Genomic DNA, 24,193 nt, shown 5'->3' with positions numbered 1-24,193 from the left:
GTTCTTGGAGAGCCGTGCTTGGAGAAGTCGTTTCTGGAGAAGCCGTCCTACAGCCAGGTCAACATGCGCCGGGGAGCGTCCACCAGGCGGCTCACGGCGACGACGGGCAGCGGCGGCTGCTCGGCCTCGTGCCGTTCCAGGTGCAGCCCGTAGTAGATCTGCTCGATCGAGGGCGGACCGACCGCGAGATTGCGCCGGACCGCCGCCGCCGGTGACTCCTCCCCGGTGCTCACGAGGTACGCCGCCGCCATCGTGCCGGTCCGGCCGACACCGGCACCGCAGTGCACGAACACCGGACCCGGCGCGCCGGACACGGTGTCGAGGAGTTCGCGGACCTGAGCGGGCGTCGGCGTCTGCCCGTCGCGGATCGGCAGCCGTACGACCTTCAGCCCGGCCTCGGCCGGCTCGGCCAGCTGTGCCTTCGTCAGGTCCTCGGCGCGCAGATCGACGACCGTGGTGAAGCCGAGGCTCTTGAGCGCGCGGTAACCGGCGGGGGAGGGGGCGGCCCCCCGCCACAGCCGTCCATCGGTGTCGACCGGCTGGAAGTGGTGGATGCCCTGCACCCTCCGCGTTCCGGCGGGCTCCGGGGTCTCCTCGCGCGCCCAGTACGACAGGGCGAGGATCCCGAGCGCGCCGCCGGCCCACAGAACGAGATAGCCGATGACGACGGCCAGCAGCACCCGCGCGACACGTCCGCGCAGCGGGCGGCGAGCGGGGGAGAAGGCGGGCGGGGGCGGCGTCGTTTCGACGAGGACAGCCATGGACGACCCGGGGGGCTCGGGGACGGTGGGCGGGGCTCGGGGACGGTGGGCGCCCACGCATCGTACCCGCAGCGAATCGGGTATATGGGTCAATGATCATCTAAGGGTCATTCAAGAGCGGGCTCGGCCACGTCGTCGAAGCCGATCACCGTCAGGTGCACGCGGTTCACGTTCACGTCCTCCAGGCAGCCGCGCAGCCGCAGCTGGTTGTGCTCGCCCAGCGCCGGCCGGACCACCGCACCGAACATCCCGTCGCCCAGGCTGCCCAACGTGGTGTGCCTGAGCAGCACGGACGTGGAGTCCCGGCAGTGCTCCCAGATCTGCTGGGCCGCGACGGCCTGCCGGTCCTCGGTGATGTCGGGACCCCGCACCACCATGCGCAGCAGCACCGACGTCGCCTCGCTGTCGCCCGCCCGCTCGTCCCGGGTCTGCGTGAGATCCGCGAGCGCGGACACCAGCATGACGAGCAACAACACGCCCACCGTGGTGACGACCGTGATCCGTGCGGCCCGCCGTCGTGCCCCGCTCGCCGGCAGCGGCGGCAGATCCTCCAGATCCACGGGTTCGGACGCACCACCCAGGTCTACGGGCCCGTGGTCGCCCGGGCTGCCCGGGGCACCGCCAGCCGAAGGGGCGGTCACCGGGCCCTCCGGGGCCACGAGGACGGCCAGCCGACCGGCCAGCCTCCGCTCCGCCGGACTCCGCGCCATGGTCGAGGCGATCCGCTGCACCACCCAGGCCAGCCCGGACAACATCACCCCGGTGACCATCAGCACCGGCACGAAGACGAAGGTGCGTTCCGCCGGATCCTCCAGCCAGCGGAACCGTCGCGCGTCCTGCTCCCGCTCCCGCAACCGCGCCAGCACGTCCCGCTGCCGTCGCTCCCCGTCCGAGATCCGCCGCTCGATCCTCGACAGCCGGCTCAGCAGCACGGCCCCGAGCAGCATCACCTCGACGACCAGCAACAGCACCCCGCACAGGATCGCCCGCTGCCACTCCCAGCGATACAGATAGACCACCAGATAGATGCCGGCACCGGCCGCGGCCGCGCCGCCGAACACATAGGCGAGGCGCTTCATCGGGCGCCCCCGGTCAGACCGTCGGTGGACCGGCCGTCCTCGCCGTCGCCCTGGGCCGCCGCGCCCCGCAGCTCACCCGTGGTCCCGTCCAGCGTCAGCCGGGAGCCCGGCGGGAAGCGGCGCACCGCGTCCCCCGCGCCGACCACCGTCGGCAGCCCGAACTCCCGCGCCAGGACCGCGAGATGGGACAACGGGCTGCCGGTCTGCGCCACCAGACCCGTCAGCTCGGGGAGCAGCGGGGCGAGGGCCGGGTCGAGCGTGCGGACGACGAGCACCGGGTCGGAAGGGCGCGGCCCCCTGCCGTCCCACACCGTCCCGACGGCCCGCCCGCCGGACACGCCCTGTCCGCCGCCGTCACCGCTGCCGGACGCGGTGCGCTCGGCGACGACCACCCCGTCCTCCGTGAGCCGGAACGCGTCAGGCAGCGGCGCGGAGTCCGGCAGGGGCGCACGCTCCGGCAGATCGGCCGGCAGCGGTCCGCCCTCCAGCGCGCCGGTGAACTCCCGCCAGCGCAGCAGCCCGGCCCGCCCGGCATCCAGCCCCAGCCGCCGCGCCCCCTGACGCACGAGCCGCACCTGCAACTCCTGCACCCAACGCACCCGCAACCGCAGCGCCTCCCGCGGCGGAAGGGAGGGCCGACCACCCGCCGCCACGCCGACACCGCCGGACGACTCACCGGGTCGCCCGTGCGGCCCGTGGGGAGCGCGGGGCGCCTGGACTTGCGGTGCCTGGGCCTGCGGTTCCTGCTCGTCGCCCCCGTACACCCCTCCCCTCGGTAATCCCCCCGTCCCTCGCAGGCTCGGTCCCAGGAGTGCCAGCACCACCGGCGCCTCCGCCGCCACCCGCTCCTCCGGCACGCCTCGCTCGCGGGCCGCCGCGAGGGCGGCGAGGGCAGCGCCGGCCGCCGTGCGGGACCGCGGCGGCTCCGGCAGCAGCGCACCCGCGAGGGCCTCCTGCGCGTGCAGGGAGACCAGGACCGCGCGGGTCCAGCGCAGCTCGGCGACCAGGTCGGCGCCGAACAGCTCGGCGGGCGGCGGGACCTCCGCCAGATGCCGGTCGACGTCGGCCACGAGGTCGGTGGCCAGGCCGGGCAGGGCCGCCGTGAGCCGGCCCACGCGCCAGGCCGCACCGAGCCGGCGCGCGCCCGGCGCCGGGTTGAGCAGCGCCAGCCACGGGTGGCGCGGCGGAACCACGCCGAGCAGACGCAGGTCGGCGGCGGCACGCCCGTCGACCGTGGTGACCACCGGCACGGTCCGCAGCAGCCGGCGCGGTGCGCTGCCCGCGATGTCGAGCGCGGCGGCGAGCCCGCGGGCCATGGGAGTGACCCACAGATCCGCCTCCAGCGGCAGCAGTTGTTCCGGCAGTGTCTCCGCGACCGGGCCGGGTCCCAGCAGCCGGGCCCCGCGCGCGGGGCGCGCCGCCATCGCCGTGATCGGACGGCTCTGGAACAGCCACAGCCGTCCGTCCGCGTCGAAGCCGAACTCGACGTCCTGCGGTCCGCCGAACACCTGCCGGGTGCGCCGCGCGAGCCGGGCCAGCCGGAGCAACTCCGCCCGGGTGAGCGGCGGATCGGCCTCCGGTGGCTCACGGCGCAGCAGTCGGCCCCGACCGCTCAGCCAGTGGTCCACCCCTGCCTGTGCGCCACTGACCAGGCTGTCCGGACCGCCGTGCACCGCGCTGACGAGGATCCGGTCGGTGCGGCCCGCCACCGGGTCTGCCCCGAACATCACCCCGCCGACCCGCGCGGTCAGCATCGGCTGCACGAGCACCGCCATCGGGGCCGTCACCCCGTCGGGCCGGTGCGCCGAGTCCAGCACCGCGGTGACCGCCGTACGAAAGTCCTCCCAGCCGCGCACGTCGAGGACGGACGTGAACTGGCCTGCCAGCGAGGACTCTTCGGTGTCCTCCTGGGGGGAGGAGGACCGTACGACCAGAGAACGGGTGCCGCCGTCTGAGAGTTCCCGCCAGGCGCGGTGAAGATCGATGTGCTGCTCGGACAGGGGGTCGTGCGGGGGAGCGGCTCCGTCGGCCGGCGGTAGGTGCGGGATCACGAAACCGGGAAGCACCGGCAGCCCGGCGGCCGCGGCACGGGCCAGGTTCGCCGCCTTGGAACCGGTGAGGCGGGCGATCGCCGCCGCGGGGCGATCCAAGGGGACGGCCGTCGCCGGGACCCACGGGGCCCGCCCGCCGTGCGTCCCGATCATCGCGTAGGAGTGAGGGGCGCACACGTCCCGCGGGCCTTCCCCGTCGGATGCGCCTTCTCCATGGCGTTCGTCGAGCGTCGTCATGAACACCCTCCAGGACCGACCGCCAACAGGGGGGACGCGCGGGGGTGGCCCTGCGCCTGACGGCGGAACGAAGGATGGGGGCGGCCGCCGTCGGCCGGGACCCGGTGACGCCGACGGAACGCCTCCTGCGGCCAGGTTCCCACCGGCGTTCGGATCCGAGTCGCCCGCAGGTCACTTTCCGGCCTGGTCCGGCACGATTTACTCCGCGAGCACGAGCCGCCACGCTCCGCCTACAGCGGCGGCAGTACGGCGCACAGGGCCTCCAGAGCCGCCTCGTACGCGTGCTCCGAAGTTGTCGCGTACCCGACGACCAGACCGTCGGTCGTCTGGGGCGTCCGCCCTGTTTCCGGGTGCCGGAAGTCCGCCAGACCGTCCAGGGCGACGCCATGCCAGGCGGCCGCCTTGACTGTGGAACGTTCGGTGCCGGGCGGCAGCCTCAGCACGGCGTGCAGTCCGGCCGCCACCCCGGTGACCTCGATGTGCGGCGCCTCGGCGGCGAGCGCCGCGACCAGGCGGTCACGGCGGCTCCGGTACCGCTGCCGCATCCGCCGTACGTGACGGTCGTAGGACCCGGAGACGATGAAGTCCGCGAGGCTCAGCTGGTCCGGGACGCTCGCCCACGCCTCCCGCTCACCCTTGGCCGCGAGCACGCCGTCGACGAACCGTTCCGGCAGCACCATCCAGCCCAGCCGCAGCGCCGGCGACAGGCTCTTGCTGACCGAACCGATGTGGATGACGCTCTCCGGATCGAGTCCCTGGACGGCGCCGACCGGCTTGCGGTCGTAGCGGAACTCCCCGTCGTAGTCGTCCTCCAGGACCACGCCGCCACGCGCGCGTGCCCAGTCGACCACCGCCGTCCGGCGCGCCGGGTGCAGCGGGCCGCCCGTCGGGAACTGGTGCGCCGGCGTGAGCAGGACCGCGCGCTCGCGCCCCAGCTCCTCCACGCGCGCCCCGTCCTCGTCCAACGACAGCGGCACCGTACGGACCCCGGCCGTGGCGAACAGCCCGCGATGGAAGGGCAGTCCGTACGCCTCGACGGCCACCGGGCCCCGCAGCACCCCGCCCCCGCCCTGGCCGAACAGCAGCCGCAGGGCGTGCGCGAAACCGGAGCAGATCACGATGCGGCCCGGCTCGGTCCGCACCCCACGCGCGCGTGCCAGATACTCCGTCAGCGCCTCCCGCAGCTCGCGGCGCCCCGCCGGGTCACCCGGCCCGAACACCTCGTTCGGCGCCTGCTGCAGCGCCCGCCGGTAGGAGGCCAGCCAGGCCGTGCGCGGGAACGCCGAAGCATCCGGGGTGCCCTGCCTCAGGTCGTGCCGCGGCCCACGCGCGCGTGGCGCCACCTTCTTGGGCACGCGCCCCGCCGGACGCAAGGGCTCCGCCCGGTCCGCGACCCGCGTGCCCGAACCCTGACGCGCCGTGAGCCAGCCCTCCGCGACCAGCTCGGCGTACGCGTCGGCCACCGTGTTGCGGGCGACCCCGAGGTCGGCCGCGAGCGAACGATACGGCGGCAGCCGGGTCCCCGGCGCCAGCCGCCCGCCCCGCACGGCCTCCCGCAGCGCCCGGATGAGCGCGGCCCGCCGCCCGCCCGGACCGGTCAGCTCCAGATGCAGGTCGGCACCGATCCGCTCCGCCGAATTGACCCACGATTCCACCATGGAAATGCACCCTACAACGGGTCTTTCCGCACCCTAAGTTGGACGCATGACGACGAACACGATCGACGCGACCACCACCACCGCCACCTCCGCCCCCACCGACCCCGCGCCGGCCATCGCCGCGGCGGAGAGCGCCCGGACCCGGGTGGACTTCGGGCGTTCCGCGCGCAAGGCGTTCCGCGCGCTCATCGGCTTCGACGCCGCCGCCCGCGAGGGCCTCGACCCGGCCCTCGTCGAACTGATCCAGATCCGCGCCTCGCACCTCAACCACTGCGCGTACTGCCTGCACATGCACACCAACGACGCCCGCAAGGCCGGCGAGAGCGAGGACCGGCTGCACCTGGTCGCCGTCTGGCGCGAGGCCCGCCACTTCTACACCCCCAAGGAGCAGGCCGCCCTCGCCCTGACGGAGGCGATCACCCTGGTGGCCGACGGCGGCGTCCCCGACACGGTCTACGCCGAGGCCGCGGCCCACTTCGACGACGCGGAACTCGCCCAGGTCATCGCCCTGATCTGCACGATCAACACATGGAACCGCGTGGCCCTGGCGACGGGCAAGGTGGCCGGAACGGACGAGCGGGGCTGACCGATCCGGTGCGGCGGCGGGGGCGGATGACCGGGCTGAGCGATCCGCTGCGGCGGCGGGGCGGGCGAGCGGGGCTGCCTCATCTGGTGCGACTGCCGCCCGCTCGCTCATCGGGTTGGTTCGCAGCAGCCCCGATCCCGCCCAAGCCCCCTCACACGGTCATCGGGCGGTCGTACGGCGATATGGGGGCCGGCAGATTCGACGTACCCGTCAGATGACGGTCGACGGCCGCCGCCACCGCCCGGCCCTCGGCGATCGCCCACACGATCAGCGACTGCCCGCGCGCGGCGTCCCCGGCGGCGAACACCCCGGGAACGTTCGTCGCGAACGCGTGGTCCCGGGCGATCGTGCCCCGCGGCTCCATCGCCAGCCCCAGCTGGTCGATCATCCCGTCCTTCCGATCGGGGCCGGAGAAGCCCAGGGCGAGCAGCACGAGGTCGGCGGGCAGGGTCCGCCCCGTCCCCGGCACCGGCCGGCGCCGCGCGTCCACCTCCACCAGGTGCAGCGACCGCACATGCCCCTCCGCGTCTCCCGTGAAACGGAGCGTCGACGCCGCGAACAGCCGCGCGTCGGCGTCCGCGACCGGCGCACTCTCCAGATCGCGCGCCTCCTCGTGCGCGGCCGACATCCGATAGATCTTCGGATACGTCGGCCAGGGCTCCACGTCCTCGTCCCGCTCGGCGCCCGGCTGCGCGTAGATGTCCAGCTGGGTCACCGACGCGGCACCCTCCCGCACCGCGGTCCCCAGACAGTCCGCCCCGGTGTCGCCGCCGCCCACGATCACGACATGCCGGCCGGCGGCCGACAGCGGCGATACCTCAAGATCCCCCTCGCACACCCGGTTGGCCAGCGGCAGATACTCCATCGCCTGCCGAATACCGGCCAACTCCCGCCCCGGCACGTCCAGTTCACGCCACGCCGTGGCACCGGTGGCGATCACCACCGCGTCATAACGCGCCCGCAGTTCCGCCGCACCGATATCCCGCCCGACCGCCGTCGACGTACGGAACTTCGTCCCCTCGGCCCGCATCTGCTCGATCCGCCGCTCCAGATGGTGCTTCTCCATCTTGAACTCGGGGATGCCGTACCGCATCAGACCGCCGATCCGGTCGTCCTTCTCGTACACCGCCACGGTGTGACCCGCCCGCGTCAGCTGCTGCGCCGCCGCGAGTCCCGTCGGCCCCGAGCCGATCACCGCCACCGTCCGCCCCGACAGCCGGTCCGGCGGCCGGGGCGGCACGAACCCGTCCTCCCACGCCCGGTCGGCGATCGCGCACTCCACGTTCTTGATGGTGACCGCCGGCTGGTTGATGGCCAGCACACACCCCGCCTCGCACGGCGCCGGGCACAGCCGGCCGGTGAACTCGGGGAAGTTGTTCGTCGCGTGCAGCCGGTCGCTCGCCGCCCTCCAGTCCTCGCGCGAGACGAGGTCGTTCCACTCGGGGATCAGATTGCCGAGCGGACAGGCGTCGTGACAGAAGGGCACGCCGCAGTCCATGCAACGGTCGGCCTGCTTGCTGATGATCGGCAGCAGCGCCCCTGGAACGTAGACCTCGTTCCAGTCCCGGACCCGCTCCTCGACCGGCCGGCGGGGCCAGTCCTGGCGCGGCGTGGTCATGAATCCCTTGGGATCGGCCATGGGCGTCTTCCTTGCGTACGCGTGGGCAGGCCGAGCGTCATCGGGCGGCACTCTTCGGCCACGATACGTCTCGCCGACCCCATGCGCAGAGTGGCGAACAGCGCCGGACACCGCTTTCTTCCGCCGCTCGCCGCTCGCCGCTCGCCGCTCGCCGGACCCGCCGCCCGCTGGGCCCGCCGCCCACCGGGCCCACCCGCGTCGGGTGGGCCCTCAGAGGAGCGGCACGGCGAACACCACCGCCGCCGCGGCCGACGCCACCATGCGGACGTGGTTCCACAACGTCCACTCGCGCACATACGTCGGCCAGTAGGTGACGGCCTCCGGCGTGCCCGCTTCCAGCCTCATCAGCGCCTCGTTGCGCGGCACGTTCGCCGTCACCGTCACCCCGAACGCGCCGAACAGATACAGCGCGCTGCCCAGCAGCAACTCCAGCCGCCCGTCGTCCGGCCACAGCACGAACGTCACCACGGCGATCACCGCGCACATCACCGCCGTCCCGAGGAACACCACCATGAACGCGGGGGTCAGCGCGGAGGAGTTGATCGCGTTCATCGCGGCCACGCCCTGTGCCGGCGGCAGCGCGCCGAGCCCCCGCATGACCAGCACCGAGAAGGCGCAGAACACCCCGGCCATCAGCGCCGTCGCGAGTACCCCCAGCACCGCGAGCACCGTGTACGGTCCGTCAACCATGCGACCCTCAACTCCCGCCCATGGACCCGGGACCCGCCCGGGCGCCGCCGTCCTGCACCATCAGTGAAACCCCGTAGATGATCGGTGACCATGGCTGGGGCGCGCGAGGGCATAAGTGGTCGTCCAGGGTGTTGCGGCTCACCTCACTTCGGGGGGCCCTCCCCCCTCCCCCTCCCTCCCCACCCCCCGCCACCCCCGCACCACCGCCTCCACCGTCCCCGCGATCCGCCGCCGCGCCTCGTGCCGCGCCACGCCGTCCATCAGCAGCCGGTCGTACGGCGTGTCCACATGCCGTACGGAGGCCACGACCGCCGACACCACCGCCCCCTCGGACAGCGCCCGGCCGGCCGCGCTGCGCCCCACGCGTCCGCTGCCGCGCGCCGAGGCATGCGCCGCGATCTCCCGCGCGCGGCTCGCCGGGCAGCCCGGGAACAGCCGCAGGATCTGCGCCGCGAACGCTTCCGCGAACCGCTCGTCCTGATCCGCCCGACGCCGCGCGTCCCGCACCCGGCGCCGCCGACGGGCCTCGGCGTCCGCCAGGCACCGTGCCTCGGCCCGGGCGAGGCCCGCCTCCTCGACGAGGACGCCCTGGCGCTCGTAGCGCGCCTTGCGCCGGTTGAAGCGCACGACGACCGCCGACAGCGTGCTCTCCTCGCGGGCCCGGCGCGTCAGCGCGGTGTCGCCACGCGGCAGGAACACCAGGTGCCCGAGGTCGGCGCAGTCCAGGCATCGCGGGACCCCGTCCTCCAGGACGAGCAGCGAGAGCGGCCCGCGCCGGCACGCGGCGCAGTGCTTGCGCCGGACCGGCTGGAAGACGAGAAGTCCGGCCCGGGCCGGGGGAGTCGTGATCGCCGTCATACGGCTTTCCTTCCCCCTGGCGCACCCCGCGCTACGCCGTCCCGCCTCCCCTCCGCCGGGCAGTGCTCCTCACCCGCACCGCGTTCGACGAGAATCCGCCCCGCGTCGCATACGCCCTCACCCGCACCTCCCTCGGCCGCACCCTTGGTCCGCTTCTCGACGCGGCCCGCGCCTGGAGCGAGTCCCACCTCCCTCGCCTGCCGCCCGCCCGCCGCCACGAGGACGCGGCGTCCTCGACCGCACCTGACGCATCATGGGCCGTGTGCGACTCGAAGCGATCACCTGGGACCGGCTCGGCGACCTCCTCGCCGAGCGGCTGCTCGACCTGACGCCGGTCGACGGCGGCCCGTGGCCGCGCGTCGCCTTCGACGGCGCCCCGGCGGCCCGCCCCGGAGACCTCGCCGAGCGCGTCGCCGAGGCACTGCGCATACGCGGCCGGGCCGCCCGGGTCCTCGACACCCACGGCTTCCTGCGGCCCGCCTCGCTCCGTCTGGAATACGGGCGTCACGACGTGGACGCCTATTACGACGGCTGGTTCGACACCGGCGCTCTGTGGCGCGAGGTGTTCGGCCCCCTCGAACCCGGCGGCGACGGACGGATCCTGCCCGACCTGTGGGACCCGGCCACCGACCGCGCCACCCGCAGCCCCTACGTCCAACTCCCGCCCGGCGGCTTCCTGTTGCTGCACGGTCCCCTCCTGCTGCGTCACTGGTTCCCCTTCGACCTGACCGTTCATGTGCTCCTCTCCCCGTCCGCCCTGCGCCGTCGCACCTCCGAGGCCGAACGCTGGACGCTGCCCGCCTTCGAGCGCTACGAGCGGGAGACCGACCCCGCAGCCACCGCCGACGTCCTGGTGCGCGCCGACGATCCGCGCCATCCCGCGTGGAAAGGCTGAAACCCCCTTTGCATGCGCGTGCATATAACTAGAGTGTTCTCCATGACCACTTCCGTGACGTCCGTGCAGCAACCCCTGTCCTTCGACGAGTCCGTCCGCGCCCTGCTCGACGGAAAGAACTTCGCCAGCGTCGCCACCCTCGGTCCGGACGGCGCCCCGCAGAACTCCGTGGTCTGGATCAAGCGCGAGGGCGACACCGTGGTGTTCTCCTCCGTCGACGCGCGCCAGAAGGTGCGCAACCTCCGCCGCGACCCGCGCATCAGCCTCTCGGTCTTCGACCTCGCCAACCCCTACACCTCCGTGGAGATCCGCGGCACCGCCGAGATCCTTCCCGACGAGGGCAAGCGCCTCCCGCGCGAGCTCTCGCACAAGTACCTCGGTATCGACCCGCCGGCCGAGAAGGACGACGAGGTCCGCGTGATCATCCGCATCACCCCGCGGAAGATCGTGGGCTTCTCCGCCTGAGCCGCAGCGGCCGACGGCCTCGTACGGCCTTGCTCACCGGAGGTGCGACGTCCGCCCCGCGCGGCGAGAATGAGGGCGCCGGGACAGCGGTGCGTCCTGCGCCGCGCCGGCCGTCCGGCACCGGGAGGTACCCATGACCACCGCCGGAGACATCATGCACCGGGGCGCCCAGTGGATCCCCGCCCATGAGACGCTCGACCGCGCCGCCCAGCTGATGCGTGAACTCAACGTCGGAGCCCTCCCCATCAGCGACGCCGACGAACGGCTCTGCGGCATCCTCACCGACCGCGACATCGTCGTCGGCTGTGTGGCGATGGGACACGACCCGGCCCAGGTCACCGCCGGCGAGATGGCCCAGGGCACCCCCCGCTGGATCGACGCGAGCGCCGACGTCAGCGAGGTGCTCCAGGAGATGCAGGGGCACCAGATCCGTCGGCTTCCGGTGATCGAGAACAAGCGCCTGGTGGGCATGATCAGCGAAGCCGATCTCGCCCGGCACCTCAGCGAGACCCAGCTGGCCGGTTGGGCCGAGAGCGTCTACGCCAGGACCACTCCCTCCGCGCACTGACCCCTCGCGCGGCGGCCCGGCTCGGGCACCGGCGCGGTGTCAGAGCCAGCCGTTGCGCCGGAAGCCGCGGTACAGCACCAGACACGCGACGGATATCACCCCGATGACCAGCGGATAGCCGAATCTCCAGTGCAGTTCCGGCATGTGATCGAAGTTCATGCCGTACACGCCGCAGACCATCGTCGGCACGGCGATCACCGCCGCCCACGCGGTGATCTTCCGCATGTCCTCGTTCTGCGAGACCGTGACCTGCGCCAGATGCGCCTGGAGGATCGAGTTGAGCAGTTCGTCGAACGCGGCGATCTGCTCCGTGGCCCGCAGCAGATGGTCGGAGACGTCCCGGAAGTACGCCTGTATCTCCGGGTCCACCACGCGTACCGGACGGTCCGCGAGGTCCAGCAGCGGGCGGCCCAGCGGCACCACCGCCCGCTTCAGCTCCAGCAGTTCGCGCTTGAGCTGGTAGATACGGCCCGGATCCACCCGCGCGCCGTTCTGCGCGAAGACGTCCGTCTCCACCTGGTCGATGTCCTCCTGCACCGCGTCGATGACATTGAGGTAGTCGTCGACCACATGGTCGGCGATCGCGTGCAGCACCGCCGACGGACCCTTGGCGAGCTGGATCGGGTCGGACTCCAGCTCCTCGCGCAGCGGTCCCAGCGAGCCGTGCCGGCCGTGCCGCACCGAGATCACGAACTCCTTGCCGACGAACACCATGATCTCGCCGGTGTCGACGACCTCGCTGGTCGCGGTGAGTTGCTCGTGCTCGACGTAACAGACCGTCTTGAACACCGCGAACAGCGTCTCGCCGTACCGCTCCACCTTCGGCCGCTGATGCGCCTCGACCGCGTCCTCGACCGCCAGCGGATGCAGATCGAACAACTCGGCGATGCCCGCGAACTCCTCGTTCGTCGGCTCGTGCAGTCCGAGCCAGATGAAGCCGTCGTGGCCCTTGCGCAGCGACTCCACGGTCTCGGTCAGATCCCCGCGGGCCGAGGCCCGCACGCCGTCCCGGTACGTCACGCAGTTCACCACCGAGGAACCCAGCGGGGACCGCGCGGGATGGCTCAGATCGACCCGTGCCGGACGTCGGGCCAGCCGTGCCACCTTGCGAAGGCCGCCGACCCTGCTCAAGCCGGTGACCTTCCGCAGATTCCCTGCCATGGTCATCTGGATCTCCTCGCGTGGATCTCCCCGTGTCGCGTTTCCGCGTCCTGGCCCGCCAGTCTGCCAGTCCGGCGTATGCCCCGGGTAAGCCTGTGGAAAGCATGGATTCCGCTTTGTTCCCGCCTGTGGACAACGGGACTTGAGGGCCTGCGTGGCGCCGAGCGGAAGCAGAGGCGGGGTCGCGGAAAACCCCGATGTCGGCTCCGATCGCCTTCGTACCGCGTCGCCCACCCCGGACATGCCGGACGACTGGGATGATCCCGGTATGAAGCGAACCGGAGGGTATCTCCTCGACAACCAGCAGACCGAGGCGGGAGAGCGCTTCGACGCCTTCGCCACCCTCTTCGATCCCACGACGTTCCGCCACCTCGAAGGATTCGGCATCGGCCCCGGCTGGCGCTGCTGGGAGGTCGGTGCCGGCGGTCCCTCGGTGGTCTCCTGGCTGGCGAAGAAGGTGGGGCCGACCGGCAAGGTCGTCGCGACCGACATCGACACCTCGCGGCTCGCAGCCGCGGCCCGGCCGCCGGTCGAGGTACGTGTCCATGACGTGGGCGTCGAGGAGCCACCAGGGGAGGGATTCGACCTCGTGCACGCCCGGCTCGTGCTCGTGCACGTGCCGGACCGGGAACGGGCGTTGCAGTCGATGGTCAAGGCGCTGCGGCCCGGTGGACGGCTGCTCCTGGAGGACGCCGACCCCGCCCTGCAGCCCCTCGCCTGCCCCGACGAACACGGCCCCGCACAGCAACTCGCCAACCGGCTGCGCCAGGGCTTCCGCGCCCTCCTCGCCGAACGCGGCGCCGACCTCTCCTACGGCCGCCGGCTCCCGCGGCTCCTTCGCGAGGCCGGGCTGCACCGCGTCGAGGCCGACGCCTACTTCCCGATGACCTCTCCGGCCTGCGCCGCCCTGGAATCGGCGACGATCCGTCAGATCCGCCCCCAGCTCGTCGCCGCGGGCATCGCCACGGAGGAGGACATCGACCTCCACCTCGCGAACATCGAGTCCGGCCCGATGGACCTGGCCACGGCACCGATGATCTCGGCGTGGGGGAGGAAGGGGTAGGGGTGGCGGCCCGGCGGCTTCCCTCCCATCGGCGGTGACAGTGGCGGCGGCAGTGGCGGTGGCCCTTGGCGGTGCCCCTTGGGGGTAGCCGTGGGGGTGGCGTTACGGAGCGGTGGCACGCCTTCGTGACCACCGCCGCGCCCATCTGCCCTCAGTACCTGTGCCAAGAGCCCCACTCCGCCTGAGCACTGAGCACCCGTCCGGCACCCGCGCCAAGAGCCCCACTCCGCCTCAGTACTCGTGCCAACAGCCCCGCTCCCCCTCAGGCACCCCTACCGGCGCCCCCACCCCCGTCCTCCCCGGGCGTCGGCGGTCTCCCGCCCACCCTCTCCACCGCCTGTGCCCCGGCCCGGCACCCCTCCTTCGCCGCGGCCTCCGGGGTGGCGCCCGAGAGGAGGGACGCCAGGAACGCGCCCGTGAACGCGTCGCCGGCGCCCGTCGTGTCGCGGGGCTTCGCCGGTGCCGCCGGGACATGGGCCAGGATGCCGCCGTCGCGGGCCACCAGCGCGCCCTCCGCTCCCTGTTTGGCCACCACCAGCGGAACGTGCCGGCTCAGTTCGGCCGCCGCCTCCGCCCCCTGCGGCAACCCCGTGAGCAGGCACGCCTCGTCCCGGCTGGGTAGCAGTACGTCCACTCCCTCCACGAGCGTGAGGAACCGGTCGACGCCCAGCTCACCGAGGAACCCCGCCGACGCCGGATCGAGACTCGCCGGCACACCGCGCGCGCGTGCCGCCTCCAGCGCGACCCGCACCAGCGCGCGGCCGGAGGCGGAGAACAGCAGGTATCCCGAGAGGTGCAGCCGGGCCACCCCGTCCAGCAGCGCGTCGGACCAGTCACCGGGCTCCAGCCGCAGCGAGGCGCCGCTGTCGGTGAGGAACGTCCGCTCGGCCGCCGCACCGGTGTCGACCAGGCAGATCACCGTCCCGGTCGGGGCCTCGGCGTCGACGACCAGCCGGGGCCGTACCCCGGCGGCGGTCAGCGCCCGCTCGTGCCAGGCCGCCGCGTCCGCGCCGACCCGCCCCAGCAGCCGTACGTCCGGCCACCCCCAGTGCGCCGCCCAGCACGCCACGTTGGCGCCCGCCCCGCCCGGCAACGTCCGGATCACGGCGGCCGTGTCGGTCCCCGGGGCGAGCGGCCCCCGATGCCGGGCGACGACATCGGTCACCACATCCCCGACGACGAGCAGGCCCCCACCCTCCACTCACGCCCCCGCCCAGGCCGAGGCGATCCGTCCCGCCAGCCGCACATTGCCGCGCACCGCCGCCAGGTTGGCGTTCAGGGACGCGCCGTCCGTGTGGCGCACCAGGTAGTCGAGGAGGAAGGGCGTGACGGCCTGCCCGGTGATGCCCTCCGCCTCGCACGCGCGCAGTGCCTCCGCGAGCACGCGCGCGTGGAGCGCGGGGTCCAGCTGCTCCGCCTCCGGCACCGGGTTCGCCACGATGAGCGCCGACTCCGGTGCGCCGAGCGCGTCCTGAGCCCGCATCACCTCCGCGACCTGGCCGGGCGTCTCCAGCGTCCAGTCCACCGGATACCCGGAGTCGGAGAGGTAGAAGCCGGGGAAGCGGTCCGTGCCGTAACCCGCCACCGCGACACCCAGCGTCTCCAGCCGCTGGAGCGTCGCCGGCACGTCCAGGATCGACTTCACGCCCGCGCACACCACCGTGATCCGCGTCCGCGCCAGCAGGCCCAGGTCGGCCGACTCGTCCTGCGTCACGGTCCACTCCCGGTGCACCCCGCCGAGCCCGCCGGTCGCGAACACCCGCACCCCGGCGAGCGCGGCGAGCAGTGCCGTCGCGGACACCGTCGTCGCCCCGCTCGCGCCCGTGGCGAGCGCGAGCGGCAGGTCGCGGTGGCCCAGCTTGCGGATCCCCTCCTCGTTGGCGATCCGCTCCACCTGGTCCTTGTCCAGGCCGACATGGGGCCGCCCGTCCAGCACGGCGATCGTCGCCGGTACGGCGCCCTCCGCCCGTACGGCCGCCTCCAGCTCCAGGGCCACCTGCAGATTGCGCGGGCGGGGCAGCCCGTGCGCGATGATCGTGGACTCCAGGGCCACCACGGGGCGACGCGCGTCGACCGCCTCCCGTACCTCTTCCGACACCACCAGCGTCACGCGACCGCCTCCTGTCCGTCGGTGCTCCTGCGTCGGTACTCCCTCATGTCTGGCGGGCGGCAGACTGGATCAAACCCTTGTGGCCTGTGGGGCAGGACACCAGTCTGGGGTGCATGACGGACAACACCATGCGTCTGGATCATGTCGTCCTGTGGGTGCGCGACCCGATCGCCTCCATGGAGTTCTACGAGAAGGCCATAGGCATGCAGCCCGTGAGGGTCACCGAGTTCGCCGCGGGGTCGGTGCCCTTCCCCTCCGCGCGCCTCAATGACGAGACCGTCCTCGATCTCATGCCGCTCTCCATGGTGGACCGCATGCGGATGTTCCCGGACGCCGCCGAGAGCTCGGGGCACCCGGTCAACCATGTCTGCCTGGCTCTGCCCGGGGACGATTTCGAGACCTTGAGGGCGCGGCTGGAGGAGCGGTCGGTTCCCGTGTCGGACATCTCCCACGACTCCTTCGGTGCCCGCGGCCTGGCCCGGCGCAGCTTCTACTTCCGCGACCCGGACGGAAACATATTCGAGGCCCGGCACTACGACTGACGGCCACCGGCGACGGGACGGAGGGGGCGCGGCTCAGAAGAGCGGTTCGGGCAGTACCCCCTCCAGGGCGAGCAGTCTGCGCTTGGTCTCCAGGCCGCCCCCGAAGCCGCCGATCCCGCCGTCGCTCTCCACGACCCGATGGCAGGGCACCACGACCGGCAGCGGATTGGCGCCCATCGCCGTCCCCACCGCCTGCGCCGCCCCCGGCTGCCCCACCCGGCGGGCCAGATCGCCGTAGCCCACCACGGAGCCGTACGGCACGCCGGAGGCCAGCTCGCGCAGGACCTGGCGGTTGAAGCCGGAGATCAGCGTCCAGTCCAGCGGTAGCTCGAAGTCGTGCCGGTCGCCCGCGAAGTAGTCCTCGACCTGGCGTATCGCCTCGGCCAGCAGCGGGGAGCCGGGCGCCTCCACGGGCGTGGTGCCCAGCCGCTCGGCCAGCCGGGCCAGTGCCCGGTCGCGCACCGCGTCGTCGGCGTGGAAGACGACGTTGACCAGTCCCGCGTCGGTCGCGGCCAGCAGCAGCGGACCGATGCCGGAGCCGACGACGGCCCACACCACCCGCTGCTCGTCCTGCCCTTGCTGCCCTCGGCTGTTCATGCGACCCACCGTACGGCCCGCCACTGACAATGCCCCCGGCCCGCCGCGGAGCGCGGTCAGTACCAGGACAGGGCCCGCCGCACCACGTCCGGCACATTGGTGATGATCCCGTCCACGCCGTACCCGGCGACGGTCCGGGCGGTGGCCGCGTCGTTCACCGTCCAGGCGGAGACCTCCAGGGCGTCACCGTGCGGCCCCGTGTGCTCGTGCACGGCGGACACGTAGCTCTCGGACAGCGCCGTGTACGCCGGATTGACGAAGTCGGCGAAGTCCGCGTACCGCGTAAGGTCGGCCCGCGCGGGCGTGCCGAGGAAGCCGGTCCTGACGGACGGTTCCAGGCCATGCACGGTGCGCAGACTGTCGGCGCTGAAACTCTGCACGACCAGCCGCCCGTCGACGTGCCGCTCGTCGAGCCAGCTCTCGTTGCCGAGCTCCTTGAGGATCTGCTGCTCGATCCCGGGGTACAGCTCGGGGTTCTTGACCTCCAGCAGCAGCTTCTGCCGGTTCGCCTCCACACGGCGCAGGTACTGCCGCAGCGTCGGCACGCGCGTGCCCGCGAAGGCGGAGGAGAACCAGCTGCCCGCGTCGAGCCGCGCGATCTCGGCCGCCGTGAAGTCCTTCACCTTCCAGGGAGCACGGCCGGGAAAGACCTCCTCCGCGTCGGTCGTACGGCGGAGACTGTCGTCGTGGATCACCACGAGCTCGCCGTCCTTGGTGCGCTGGACGTCGTTCTCCACCCAGCGGATGCCCAGCCCGGCCGCCTCGTCGACGGCGGCCAGGGTGTTCTCCGGGGCGTAGGCGGAGGCGCCCCGGTGCGCGATCACCAGGGGCAGGCCGCCGATGCGGGCCCGGGCGTGCGGTGCGGCGGGCAGCAGAAGGGCGACGATGCCCAGGAGCGCGGTCGTCATGGCGGCCAGTGCGCGCGCGTGCATGCGTACTCCTCGCGTCGTGCGATCACGTACAGCTCAACTGTGACAGCAGAGCGTCAAGGGCGACGGGGGTGCAGGATGGCCACACAAGGAAAGGGCATTGCCGGTGCCCGCACACCGCGGCCGCACATATGGGGCAAGGACGTGTTTCTTTGCCGGAAAATCGTTCGACCAATCCGGTGGGAGTCATACTCTCTGCGTCAACCCTGACCGCTCGTGCGGTCCTGGGAGGGGGGCGCTTTCACGGAATTCCAGCAACAGGGCGGAGGGGCAGCCGGGCATGCAGGGCACCGTCGACGGTTTCAGCTACGGACTCGTCACACCGCTGGTGGCCTACCTCATGGCCTGCCTGGGCGGCGCGCTCGGACTGCGCTGCACGACCAGAGCCCTGCTCGTCGCCCACTCGTGGCGGCCCGGCTGGCTCGCCCTGGCCGCCGCGGCGATCGGCTCCGGCATATGGACCATGCACTTCATCGCCATGATGGGCTTCACGGTCCGGGGCGCGCCCATCCACTACGACCGGCCCACCACCTTCGCCAGCCTGGGCGTGGCCATCGTGATGGTCGGCGTCGGGATCTTCATCGTCGGCTACAAGGGCACCTCCGGAACCGCCCTCTTCACCGGTGGCACCATCACCGGTCTGGGGATCGCCTCCATGCACTACCTGGGCATGGCCGGACTGCGCCTGAACGGCACGCTGGGCTACAACACGCTCACGGTCGCCTTCTCCGTCGTCATCGCGATGGTCGCGGCCACCGCCGCCCTGTGGGCCGCCGGGCAGGTCAGAGGCTTCCTGTGGAGCGTCGGCGCCAGCCTGGTCATGGGACTCGCCGTCACCGGCATGCACTACACCGGCATGGCCGCCCTCAGCGTCCACCTGCACGGCGCCGGCGCCCCGGACTCCGGGGACTCGCCCGCCTCCGTGCTGGCGCCGATGCTGATCGGCCCGCTCGCCTTCCTCTGCCTGGCCGGAGTCGTCGTCCTCTTCGACCCGCTGATGGTCATGGGCAAGCCCGACTGGACCCCCGTCGAGCACAAGCCAGGCGTCCCGGCCCACGAGCCCGCCGCCCACCACGGCCGCCGCCCGGCCCTCCTCGCCCGCCGCAGGGCGGCGCCCCACAGGCAGCGCACCCCGCAAAACCGCTGATCGGACCCCGTTGTCAGTGGGGGGTCGTACGGTGGATGACATGCGGCCCGTTTCCCACATCGAACGCACGGTGGCGCCCTTCGAGGTCGTCAGCCCCTACCAGCCCAGCGGCGACCAGCCGGCGGCCATCGCCGACCTGGCCAGGCGCATCGAGGCCGGTGAGAAGGACGTCGTCCTGCTGGGCGCGACCGGTACCGGCAAGTCCGCCACCACCGCGTGGATGATCGAGAAGCTCCAGCGCCCCACCCTGGTGATGGCGCCGAACAAGACGCTGGCCGCCCAGCTGGCGAACGAGTTCCGCGAGCTCCTCCCGAACAACGCGGTCGAGTACTTCGTCTCGTACTACGACTACTACCAGCCCGAGGCGTACGTCCCCCAGTCGGACACCTACATCGAGAAGGACTCCTCGATCAACGAGGAGGTGGAGCGCCTGCGTCACTCCGCGACCAACTCGCTGCTCACCCGCCGCGACGTCGTCGTGGTCGCCTCCGTCTCCTGCATCTACGGCCTCGGCACGCCCCAGGAGTACGTGGACCGCATGGTCCCCCTGAGGGTCGGCGAGGAGATCGACCGCGACGACCTGCTGCGCCGCTTCGTCGACATCCAGTACACGCGCAACGACATGGCGTTCACCCGCGGCACCTTCCGCGTGCGCGGCGACACCATCGAGATCTTCCCGGTCTACGAGGAGCTCGCCGTCCGCATCGAGATGTTCGGCGACGAGATCGAGGCGCTGTCCACGCTCCACCCGCTCACCGGCGAGATCATCAGCGACGACGAGCAGCTGTACGTCTTCCCGGCCTCGCACTACGTCGCCGGACCCGAGCGCATGGAGCGGGCCGTCAACGACATCGAGAAGGAGCTGGGCGAGCGCCTGGCCGAGCTGGAGAAGCAGGGCAAGCTCCTGGAGGCGCAGCGTCTGCGGATGCGCACCACCTACGACATCGAGATGCTCCGCCAGATCGGCACCTGCTCCGGCGTGGAGAACTACTCGATGCACTTCGACGGCCGCCTGCCCGGCTCCCCGCCCAACACCCTGCTGGACTACTTCCCGGACGACTTCCTGCTGGTCATCGACGAGTCGCATGTCACGGTCCCGCAGATCGGCGCGATGTACGAGGGCGACGCCTCCCGCAAGCGCACCCTCGTCGAGCATGGCTTCCGGCTGCCCTCCGCCCTGGACAACCGGCCCCTGAAGTGGGAGGAGTTCCAGGAGCGCATCGGGCAGGCCGTCTACCTGTCGGCGACCCCGGGCGCCTACGAGCTGTCGCGCGCGGACGGCGTCGTCGAGCAGATCATCCGCCCCACCGGCCTGATCGACCCCGAGGTCGTCGTCAAGCCCACCGAGGGCCAGATCGACGACCTGGTGCACGAGATCCGGGAGCGCACCGCGAAGGACGAGCGGGTCCTGGTCACCACGCTCACCAAGAAGATGGCCGAGGACCTCACCGACTACTTCCTGGAACTGGGCATCCAGGTCCGCTATCTGCACAGCGACGTCGACACCCTGCGCCGCGTCGAACTGCTGCGCGAGCTGCGCTCCGGCGAGTTCGACGTCCTGGTCGGCATCAACCTCCTGAGGGAGGGCCTCGACCTGCCCGAGGTGTCCCTGGTGGCGATCCTCGACGCCGACAAGGAGGGCTTCCTGCGCTCCGGAACGTCCCTGATCCAGACGATCGGCCGCGCGGCGCGCAATGTCTCCGGCCAGGTCCACATGTACGCCGACAAGATCACCCCGGCGATGGAGAAGGCCATCGACGAGACCAACCGCCGCCGGGAGAAGCAGGTCGCGTACAACACGGCCCACGGCATCGACCCCCAGCCGCTCCGCAAGAAGATCAACGACATCGTGGCGCAGATCGCCCGCGAGGACGTCGACACGGAGCAGCTGCTCGGCTCGGGCTACCGCAAGGCCAAGAAGGACGGTCGCGGTACCAAGGCGCCGGTGCCGTCTCTCGGCGACAAGGCGGGCAAGGGCGCCAGGACCACCAAGCCGGCCAAGGGCAAGGCCCGGGAGACCGTGCCGACCGACCGTCCCGCGGCCGATCTCGCCGAGCAGATCGAGGAGATGACCGAGCGCATGCGGGCCGCCGCCGCGGACCTCCAGTTCGAGATCGCGGCGCGCCTGCGCGACGAGGTCTCCGAGATGAAGAAGGAACTGCGCCAGATGAAGGAGGCGGGCCTGGCCTGACGGCCCGGGCCGGGCGCCGGTCACCGAGAGGGAACCGGCGCCCGCGCAGCGACTTCGCTGTTCCGCCGTCTCCCCTTCGGACGCGCTGTGTTGCAAGACCGACACAAAGTAGGCCACCGGGTTCGGCGCGGTCAGCGCCCTTGCGTAGGGTTCTGGTCAACCGCGCATCGTCGCGGCAACAGGGGACGTTCGAGAGGGGAATCAGCGCGTGACCGTCAACATGACCAAGGGTCAGGCCATCAGTCTGCAGAAGAACGACGGGGGCAGCCTGACCGCGGTGCGCATGGGTCTCGGCTGGCAGGCGGCTCCGCGGCGCGGCCTGTTCGGCTCCCGCACCCGGGAGATCGACCTGGACGCCTCCGCCGTTCTCTTCGCCGACAAGCAGCCCGTCGACGTGGTGTTCTTCCGCCACCTGGTGAGCGACGACGGCTCCGTGCGGCACACCGGGGACAACCTCGTCGGCGGTGTCGGCCAGGGCGGCGACGACGAGGCGATCCTGGTCGACCTCGCGCGCGTCCCGGTCCACATCGACCAGATCGTCTTCACCGTGAACTCCTTCACGGGCCAGACCTTCCAGGAAGTGCAGAACGCGTTCTGCCGACTGGTCGACGAGACCAACGGCCAGGAGCTGGCCCGCTACACCCTCGCCGGAGGCGGCGCGTACACGGCCCAGATCATGGCGAAGGTGCACCGCTCCGGCACGGGCTGGACGATGACGGCCCTCGGCACCCCGGCCAACGGCCGGACGTTCCAGGACCTGATGCCGGCCGTCCTGCCGCTGCTCTAGGACGACGGCCGCTGCTCCAGGACGACGGCGGGCAGCACACGACAACACCACACGCGACACAGGGGGACGACGGGCGATGACGGCCGAGCTGGTGCGGGGGCAGAACCATCCGCTCTCCCAGGTCCGCCTGGAGATCAGGGTCTCGGCCGGCACGCCGATCGTGGCCGGGGCCACGCTCGGTGACGAGCACGGCAGGACGCGGGGAGTCGAGTGGGTGGCCCACCCGGGGGCGCCCACGCTGCCCGGCCTGGAGGTCTCCCGGCAGGCCGCCGCCGACCACCGTCTCGCGGTGGACCTGGACGCCCTGCCGGAGAGCGTGCACCGGGTGAGCGTGCTGCTCGCCCTGCCCGTCGGCGTCGGCGGGCCGGTCCGCTTCGGCGGTCTCGCCGCTCCCTTCGTCGCGGTCACCGGCCTCGACGGCACCGGGGTCGCCTCGTACACGATCACCGGTCTGGACGCGGAATCGGCCGTCGTCGCCCTGGAGCTCTACCGACGGCAGGGTGCCTGGAAGGTGCGGGCCGTCGGTCAGGGCTACGCCGGCGGTCTCGCCGCGCTCCTCACGGACCAGGGTCTGCCTGAGGGCCCTCAGCTCGCCTCCGGTATCAACGAGGCCGTGGTCCAGGGTCTGGCCCGCGCGGTCCCGGCCCCGCCGCCCCGCACCACCGACCACCCCGACCGCTCCCGCCAGACGACCCCATCGGCCCCCGGCCCGGAGCAGGGCGGCGCACCGTACGGCACGCAGGGTGCGCAGACCACGGGACCGCAGGGCGGCGCGGCCCCGTACGACCCTCAGAGCGTGGCCGCCGATGCCGGCCAGTCCGCGGTCCCGGCAGCCCCGTACGAGCCGCAGAGCACGGCCGCCGACGCCACCTCCGCCGTCCCGGCCGCCGCCGGTGGCCCGATCGACTACACGCACCCGGGCCGGCAGAACACCGCGCCGCCTCCGCCGCCGCCCACCGCGCCCCCGGCCGCGCCGGGGCAGCCCGCGCAGCCCGTCGCGGGAGACGCGACCGGGTGGTCCATGGAGGAGCGGCTCTACAACCAGGTCTGGGGCATGTTCGAGGACCTGGCCCGTACGACGGCCGCGTACCGCAGCGCGATCGACTTCGCCGACTCCCGTATGGAGAAGGAACTCGACCAGGTCCTGTCCGACCCGCGCAGCCGGATCGGCGGTCAGGGCGACGCCGCCCGGGAGGCCGCCCAGATCAAGTACACACAGCTCGTGGACCAGGCCCGGCAGGCCCTGGACCGGGACCTGGCCCAGCTGACGGCCGAGGCGGACGTGGTCGAACCCGCGCTGCCGCCGGCGTACGCCCGCTGGGACAACCCCGTCTGGCACGCCTACCGGGCGCCCATGGAGATGCCGATGGCCCTGCGCCTGGGCGATCTGCGACTCCCGGAGAGCGACCGGCTGCGCATCCCGATGCTGGTCCGGCTGCCGCTGGAGCGCGGACTGTGGATCGACAGCGGGCGTACCCCCGGTGTCGACGACTCTTTCACCGACGCCTACGACCTGCGGCATCTGGCCATGGAGTCGGCGGTGGCGCACGCGGCCCGGCTGCTGGCGGCCCACCCGGCGGGGGAGTTCACCGTGCATGTCGTCGACCCGGCCGGCTCGGCGGCTCAGGCGCTTCGCCCGCTGGTGGACAGCGGGGTGCTCGCGGGTCCGCCCGCGCTGGGTGCGGCGGGGGTGGCGGACGTCCTGGGCCGGCTCACCGAGCGCGTCGACCTGGTGCAGATGGCGGTGCGCGGCGGCGCGGCCGACTCGCTGCCCCCGGGCTTCGACACCTCCCAGCAGCTGCTCGTCGTCAACGACTTCCCGCACGGCTTCGACGACCGCGCCGTGACCCAGCTGCGCTACCTCGCCGACGAGGGCCCGGCCGTCGGGGTCCATCTGATGATGGTCGCCGACCGCGAGGAGGCCGCCGATTACGGTCCGTTGCTGGACCCGTTGTGGCGTTCCCTGCTCCGCCTCACCCCGGTGCCCGACGACCACCTCGCCGACCCCTGGGTCGGCCACGCCTGGACGTACGAGCCGGCGCTGGTGCCGCCCGGCAGCCAGGTGCTCCAGCAGGTCCTCGCACAGGTCGCGGAGGCGCGCACCAAGTACATGTAAAGCCGCCTGACCAGCTAATTTGAACTTTCTTTTGCCAATCGCTTTACCTTTCCTTGGTGATTG

23 protein-coding genes are annotated in these 24,193 nt (G+C 72.4%); 11 read left to right on the top strand and 12 right to left on the bottom strand.

Annotation, left to right across the window (positions count from 1 at the left end; all coding sequences use genetic code 11):
• Positions 1-47 precede the first annotated feature (47 nt).
• From ACZ5NW_RS09620 to pdxR, 4 genes are all read right to left on the bottom strand, one after another.
• Entirely contained in the window at positions 48-761 is a 714-nt protein-coding gene (locus ACZ5NW_RS09620; RefSeq protein WP_468743237.1) for a protein-tyrosine phosphatase family protein, read from the bottom strand.
• Positions 762-868: 107 nt separating this feature from the next.
• A complete protein-coding gene (locus ACZ5NW_RS09615) occupies positions 869-1,840 on the bottom strand; it encodes a hypothetical protein (RefSeq protein WP_468743236.1) in 972 nt (323 codons plus the stop codon).
• On the bottom strand, positions 1,837-4,128 hold the full coding sequence (locus ACZ5NW_RS09610) for a PEP/pyruvate-binding domain-containing protein (RefSeq protein WP_468743235.1): 2,292 nt from the start codon (positions 4,126-4,128) through the stop codon (positions 1,837-1,839). The genes ACZ5NW_RS09615 and ACZ5NW_RS09610 overlap by 4 nt, the downstream gene beginning before the upstream one ends.
• Before the next feature lie 230 nt (positions 4,129-4,358).
• Positions 4,359-5,786 carry a MocR-like pyridoxine biosynthesis transcription factor PdxR gene (gene pdxR, locus ACZ5NW_RS09605; RefSeq protein WP_468743234.1) on the bottom strand — a complete coding sequence of 476 codons (1,428 nt, stop codon included), beginning with the start codon at positions 5,784-5,786 and terminating at the stop codon, positions 4,359-4,361.
• A 46-nt stretch (positions 5,787-5,832) separates the two neighbouring features.
• Here pdxR and ACZ5NW_RS09600 point away from each other — a divergent pair, with 46 nt between their 5' ends.
• On the top strand, positions 5,833-6,372 hold the full coding sequence (locus ACZ5NW_RS09600; protein WP_468743233.1) for a carboxymuconolactone decarboxylase family protein: 540 nt from the start codon (positions 5,833-5,835) through the stop codon (positions 6,370-6,372).
• A 151-nt stretch (positions 6,373-6,523) separates the two neighbouring features.
• Here the strand turns inward: ACZ5NW_RS09600 and ACZ5NW_RS09595 are convergent, their stop codons facing one another.
• From ACZ5NW_RS09595 to ACZ5NW_RS09585, 3 genes are all read right to left on the bottom strand, one after another.
• A complete protein-coding gene (locus ACZ5NW_RS09595; protein WP_468743232.1) occupies positions 6,524-8,011 on the bottom strand; it encodes a glutamate synthase subunit beta in 1,488 nt (495 codons plus the stop codon).
• A 210-nt stretch (positions 8,012-8,221) separates the two neighbouring features.
• A complete protein-coding gene (locus tag ACZ5NW_RS09590; protein WP_468743231.1) occupies positions 8,222-8,701 on the bottom strand; it encodes an anthrone oxygenase family protein in 480 nt (159 codons plus the stop codon).
• A gap of 138 nt (positions 8,702-8,839) precedes the next feature.
• A complete protein-coding gene (locus tag ACZ5NW_RS09585) occupies positions 8,840-9,559 on the bottom strand; it encodes a DUF2293 domain-containing protein (RefSeq protein ID WP_468743230.1) in 720 nt (239 codons plus the stop codon).
• Between the two features lie 62 nt (positions 9,560-9,621).
• Here ACZ5NW_RS09585 and ACZ5NW_RS09580 point away from each other — a divergent pair, with 62 nt between their 5' ends.
• The 4 genes from ACZ5NW_RS09580 (at position 9,622) to ACZ5NW_RS09565 (ending at position 11,487) form a co-directional block, all read left to right on the top strand.
• The gene (locus tag ACZ5NW_RS09580) at positions 9,622-9,888 is read left to right on the top strand and encodes a winged helix-turn-helix transcriptional regulator (protein ID WP_468743229.1); all 267 of its coding nucleotides are present in this window, start codon (positions 9,622-9,624) and stop codon (positions 9,886-9,888) included.
• Entirely contained in the window at positions 9,813-10,454 is a 642-nt protein-coding gene (locus ACZ5NW_RS09575) for a nucleoside/nucleotide kinase family protein (RefSeq protein ID WP_468743228.1), read from the top strand. The genes ACZ5NW_RS09580 and ACZ5NW_RS09575 overlap by 76 nt, the downstream gene beginning before the upstream one ends.
• Positions 10,455-10,496: 42 nt before the next feature.
• Entirely contained in the window at positions 10,497-10,919 is a 423-nt protein-coding gene (locus tag ACZ5NW_RS09570) for a PPOX class F420-dependent oxidoreductase (protein WP_468743227.1), read from the top strand.
• A gap of 133 nt (positions 10,920-11,052) precedes the next feature.
• Positions 11,053-11,487, top strand: coding sequence for a CBS domain-containing protein (locus ACZ5NW_RS09565; RefSeq protein ID WP_468743226.1), 435 nt, complete (start codon positions 11,053-11,055; stop codon positions 11,485-11,487).
• A 39-nt stretch (positions 11,488-11,526) separates the two neighbouring features.
• On the opposite strand, the gene ACZ5NW_RS09560 is transcribed toward ACZ5NW_RS09565, so the two are convergent.
• Positions 11,527-12,654, bottom strand: a complete 1,128-nt coding sequence (locus tag ACZ5NW_RS09560; protein ID WP_468743225.1) for a magnesium and cobalt transport protein CorA — start codon at positions 12,652-12,654, stop codon at positions 11,527-11,529.
• Between the two features lie 262 nt (positions 12,655-12,916).
• On the opposite strand from ACZ5NW_RS09560, the gene ACZ5NW_RS09555 reads away from it, so the two are divergent.
• A complete protein-coding gene (locus ACZ5NW_RS09555) occupies positions 12,917-13,711 on the top strand; it encodes a methyltransferase (RefSeq protein WP_468743224.1) in 795 nt (264 codons plus the stop codon).
• A 262-nt stretch (positions 13,712-13,973) separates the two neighbouring features.
• Here the strand turns inward: ACZ5NW_RS09555 and ACZ5NW_RS09550 are convergent, their stop codons facing one another.
• Together ACZ5NW_RS09550 and ACZ5NW_RS09545 are read right to left on the bottom strand one after the other, a co-directional pair.
• Positions 13,974-14,912, bottom strand: a complete 939-nt coding sequence (locus ACZ5NW_RS09550; protein ID WP_468743223.1) for a carbohydrate kinase family protein — start codon at positions 14,910-14,912, stop codon at positions 13,974-13,976.
• Positions 14,913-15,821 carry a pseudouridine-5'-phosphate glycosidase gene (locus tag ACZ5NW_RS09545; RefSeq protein ID WP_468743222.1) on the bottom strand — a complete coding sequence of 303 codons (909 nt, stop codon included), beginning with the start codon at positions 15,819-15,821 and terminating at the stop codon, positions 14,913-14,915.
• Between the two features lie 113 nt (positions 15,822-15,934).
• On the opposite strand from ACZ5NW_RS09545, the gene ACZ5NW_RS09540 reads away from it, so the two are divergent.
• Positions 15,935-16,363 (top strand): VOC family protein, encoded by a 429-nt coding sequence (locus ACZ5NW_RS09540; protein WP_468743221.1) that lies wholly within the window; start codon positions 15,935-15,937, stop codon positions 16,361-16,363.
• A gap of 33 nt (positions 16,364-16,396) precedes the next feature.
• On the opposite strand, the gene ACZ5NW_RS09535 is transcribed toward ACZ5NW_RS09540, so the two are convergent.
• Both ACZ5NW_RS09535 and ACZ5NW_RS09530 read right to left on the bottom strand, forming a co-directional pair.
• Positions 16,397-16,960: a methylated-DNA--[protein]-cysteine S-methyltransferase gene (locus ACZ5NW_RS09535; RefSeq protein ID WP_468743220.1), complete on the bottom strand. Its 564-nt coding sequence runs from the start codon at positions 16,958-16,960 to the stop codon at positions 16,397-16,399.
• A gap of 56 nt (positions 16,961-17,016) precedes the next feature.
• Positions 17,017-17,892, bottom strand: a complete 876-nt coding sequence (locus ACZ5NW_RS09530; RefSeq protein WP_468743219.1) for a glycerophosphodiester phosphodiesterase — start codon at positions 17,890-17,892, stop codon at positions 17,017-17,019.
• 277 nt (positions 17,893-18,169) lie between these two features.
• Here ACZ5NW_RS09530 and ACZ5NW_RS09525 point away from each other — a divergent pair, with 277 nt between their 5' ends.
• The 4 genes from ACZ5NW_RS09525 (at position 18,170) to ACZ5NW_RS09510 (ending at position 24,130) form a co-directional block, all read left to right on the top strand.
• The gene (locus tag ACZ5NW_RS09525) at positions 18,170-19,036 is read left to right on the top strand and encodes an MHYT domain-containing protein (protein WP_468743218.1); all 867 of its coding nucleotides are present in this window, start codon (positions 18,170-18,172) and stop codon (positions 19,034-19,036) included.
• Positions 19,037-19,076: 40 nt separating this feature from the next.
• The gene (gene uvrB, locus ACZ5NW_RS09520) at positions 19,077-21,227 is read left to right on the top strand and encodes an excinuclease ABC subunit UvrB (protein WP_468743217.1); all 2,151 of its coding nucleotides are present in this window, start codon (positions 19,077-19,079) and stop codon (positions 21,225-21,227) included.
• Between the two features lie 208 nt (positions 21,228-21,435).
• On the top strand, positions 21,436-22,014 hold the full coding sequence (locus ACZ5NW_RS09515) for a TerD family protein (RefSeq protein WP_468743216.1): 579 nt from the start codon (positions 21,436-21,438) through the stop codon (positions 22,012-22,014).
• 76 nt (positions 22,015-22,090) lie between these two features.
• A complete protein-coding gene (locus ACZ5NW_RS09510; protein WP_468743215.1) occupies positions 22,091-24,130 on the top strand; it encodes a TerD family protein in 2,040 nt (679 codons plus the stop codon).
• The last annotated feature ends 63 nt before the right edge of the window (positions 24,131-24,193 follow it).

Source organism: Streptomyces sp. NPDC032126 (genome assembly GCF_055580085.1).
Note: the sequence above shows the minus strand (reverse complement) of the source record. Positions and strands in the feature narration are given on the sequence as shown.

Bases quoted from the DNA above. Each gene is read 5' to 3' on its own strand.
- ACZ5NW_RS09555 (WP_468743224.1), top strand. From the start codon at position 12,917: ATGAAGCGAACCGGAGGGTATCTCCTCGACAACCAGCAGACCGAGGCG.
- ACZ5NW_RS09615 (WP_468743236.1), bottom strand. From the start codon at position 1,840: ATGAAGCGCCTCGCCTATGTGTTCGGCGGCGCGGCCGCGGCCGGTGCC.
- ACZ5NW_RS09565 (WP_468743226.1), top strand. From the start codon at position 11,053: ATGACCACCGCCGGAGACATCATGCACCGGGGCGCCCAGTGGATCCCC.
- ACZ5NW_RS09535 (WP_468743220.1), bottom strand. From the start codon at position 16,960: ATGAACAGCCGAGGGCAGCAAGGGCAGGACGAGCAGCGGGTGGTGTGG.
- ACZ5NW_RS09590 (WP_468743231.1), bottom strand. From the start codon at position 8,701: ATGGTTGACGGACCGTACACGGTGCTCGCGGTGCTGGGGGTACTCGCG.
- ACZ5NW_RS09525 (WP_468743218.1), top strand. From the start codon at position 18,170: ATGCAGGGCACCGTCGACGGTTTCAGCTACGGACTCGTCACACCGCTG.
- ACZ5NW_RS09575 (WP_468743228.1), top strand. From the start codon at position 9,813: ATGGGCCGTGTGCGACTCGAAGCGATCACCTGGGACCGGCTCGGCGAC.
- ACZ5NW_RS09530 (WP_468743219.1), bottom strand. From the start codon at position 17,892: ATGCACGCGCGCGCACTGGCCGCCATGACGACCGCGCTCCTGGGCATC.
- ACZ5NW_RS09620 (WP_468743237.1), bottom strand. From the start codon at position 761: ATGGCTGTCCTCGTCGAAACGACGCCGCCCCCGCCCGCCTTCTCCCCC.
- ACZ5NW_RS09560 (WP_468743225.1), bottom strand. From the start codon at position 12,654: ATGACCATGGCAGGGAATCTGCGGAAGGTCACCGGCTTGAGCAGGGTC.
- ACZ5NW_RS09540 (WP_468743221.1), top strand. From the start codon at position 15,935: ATGACGGACAACACCATGCGTCTGGATCATGTCGTCCTGTGGGTGCGC.
- ACZ5NW_RS09570 (WP_468743227.1), top strand. From the start codon at position 10,497: ATGACCACTTCCGTGACGTCCGTGCAGCAACCCCTGTCCTTCGACGAG.
- ACZ5NW_RS09610 (WP_468743235.1), bottom strand. From the start codon at position 4,128: ATGACGACGCTCGACGAACGCCATGGAGAAGGCGCATCCGACGGGGAA.
- ACZ5NW_RS09595 (WP_468743232.1), bottom strand. From the start codon at position 8,011: ATGGCCGATCCCAAGGGATTCATGACCACGCCGCGCCAGGACTGGCCC.
- pdxR (WP_468743234.1), bottom strand. From the start codon at position 5,786: ATGGTGGAATCGTGGGTCAATTCGGCGGAGCGGATCGGTGCCGACCTG.
- ACZ5NW_RS09585 (WP_468743230.1), bottom strand. From the start codon at position 9,559: ATGACGGCGATCACGACTCCCCCGGCCCGGGCCGGACTTCTCGTCTTC.
- uvrB (WP_468743217.1), top strand. From the start codon at position 19,077: ATGCGGCCCGTTTCCCACATCGAACGCACGGTGGCGCCCTTCGAGGTC.
- ACZ5NW_RS09510 (WP_468743215.1), top strand. From the start codon at position 22,091: ATGACGGCCGAGCTGGTGCGGGGGCAGAACCATCCGCTCTCCCAGGTC.
- ACZ5NW_RS09600 (WP_468743233.1), top strand. From the start codon at position 5,833: ATGACGACGAACACGATCGACGCGACCACCACCACCGCCACCTCCGCC.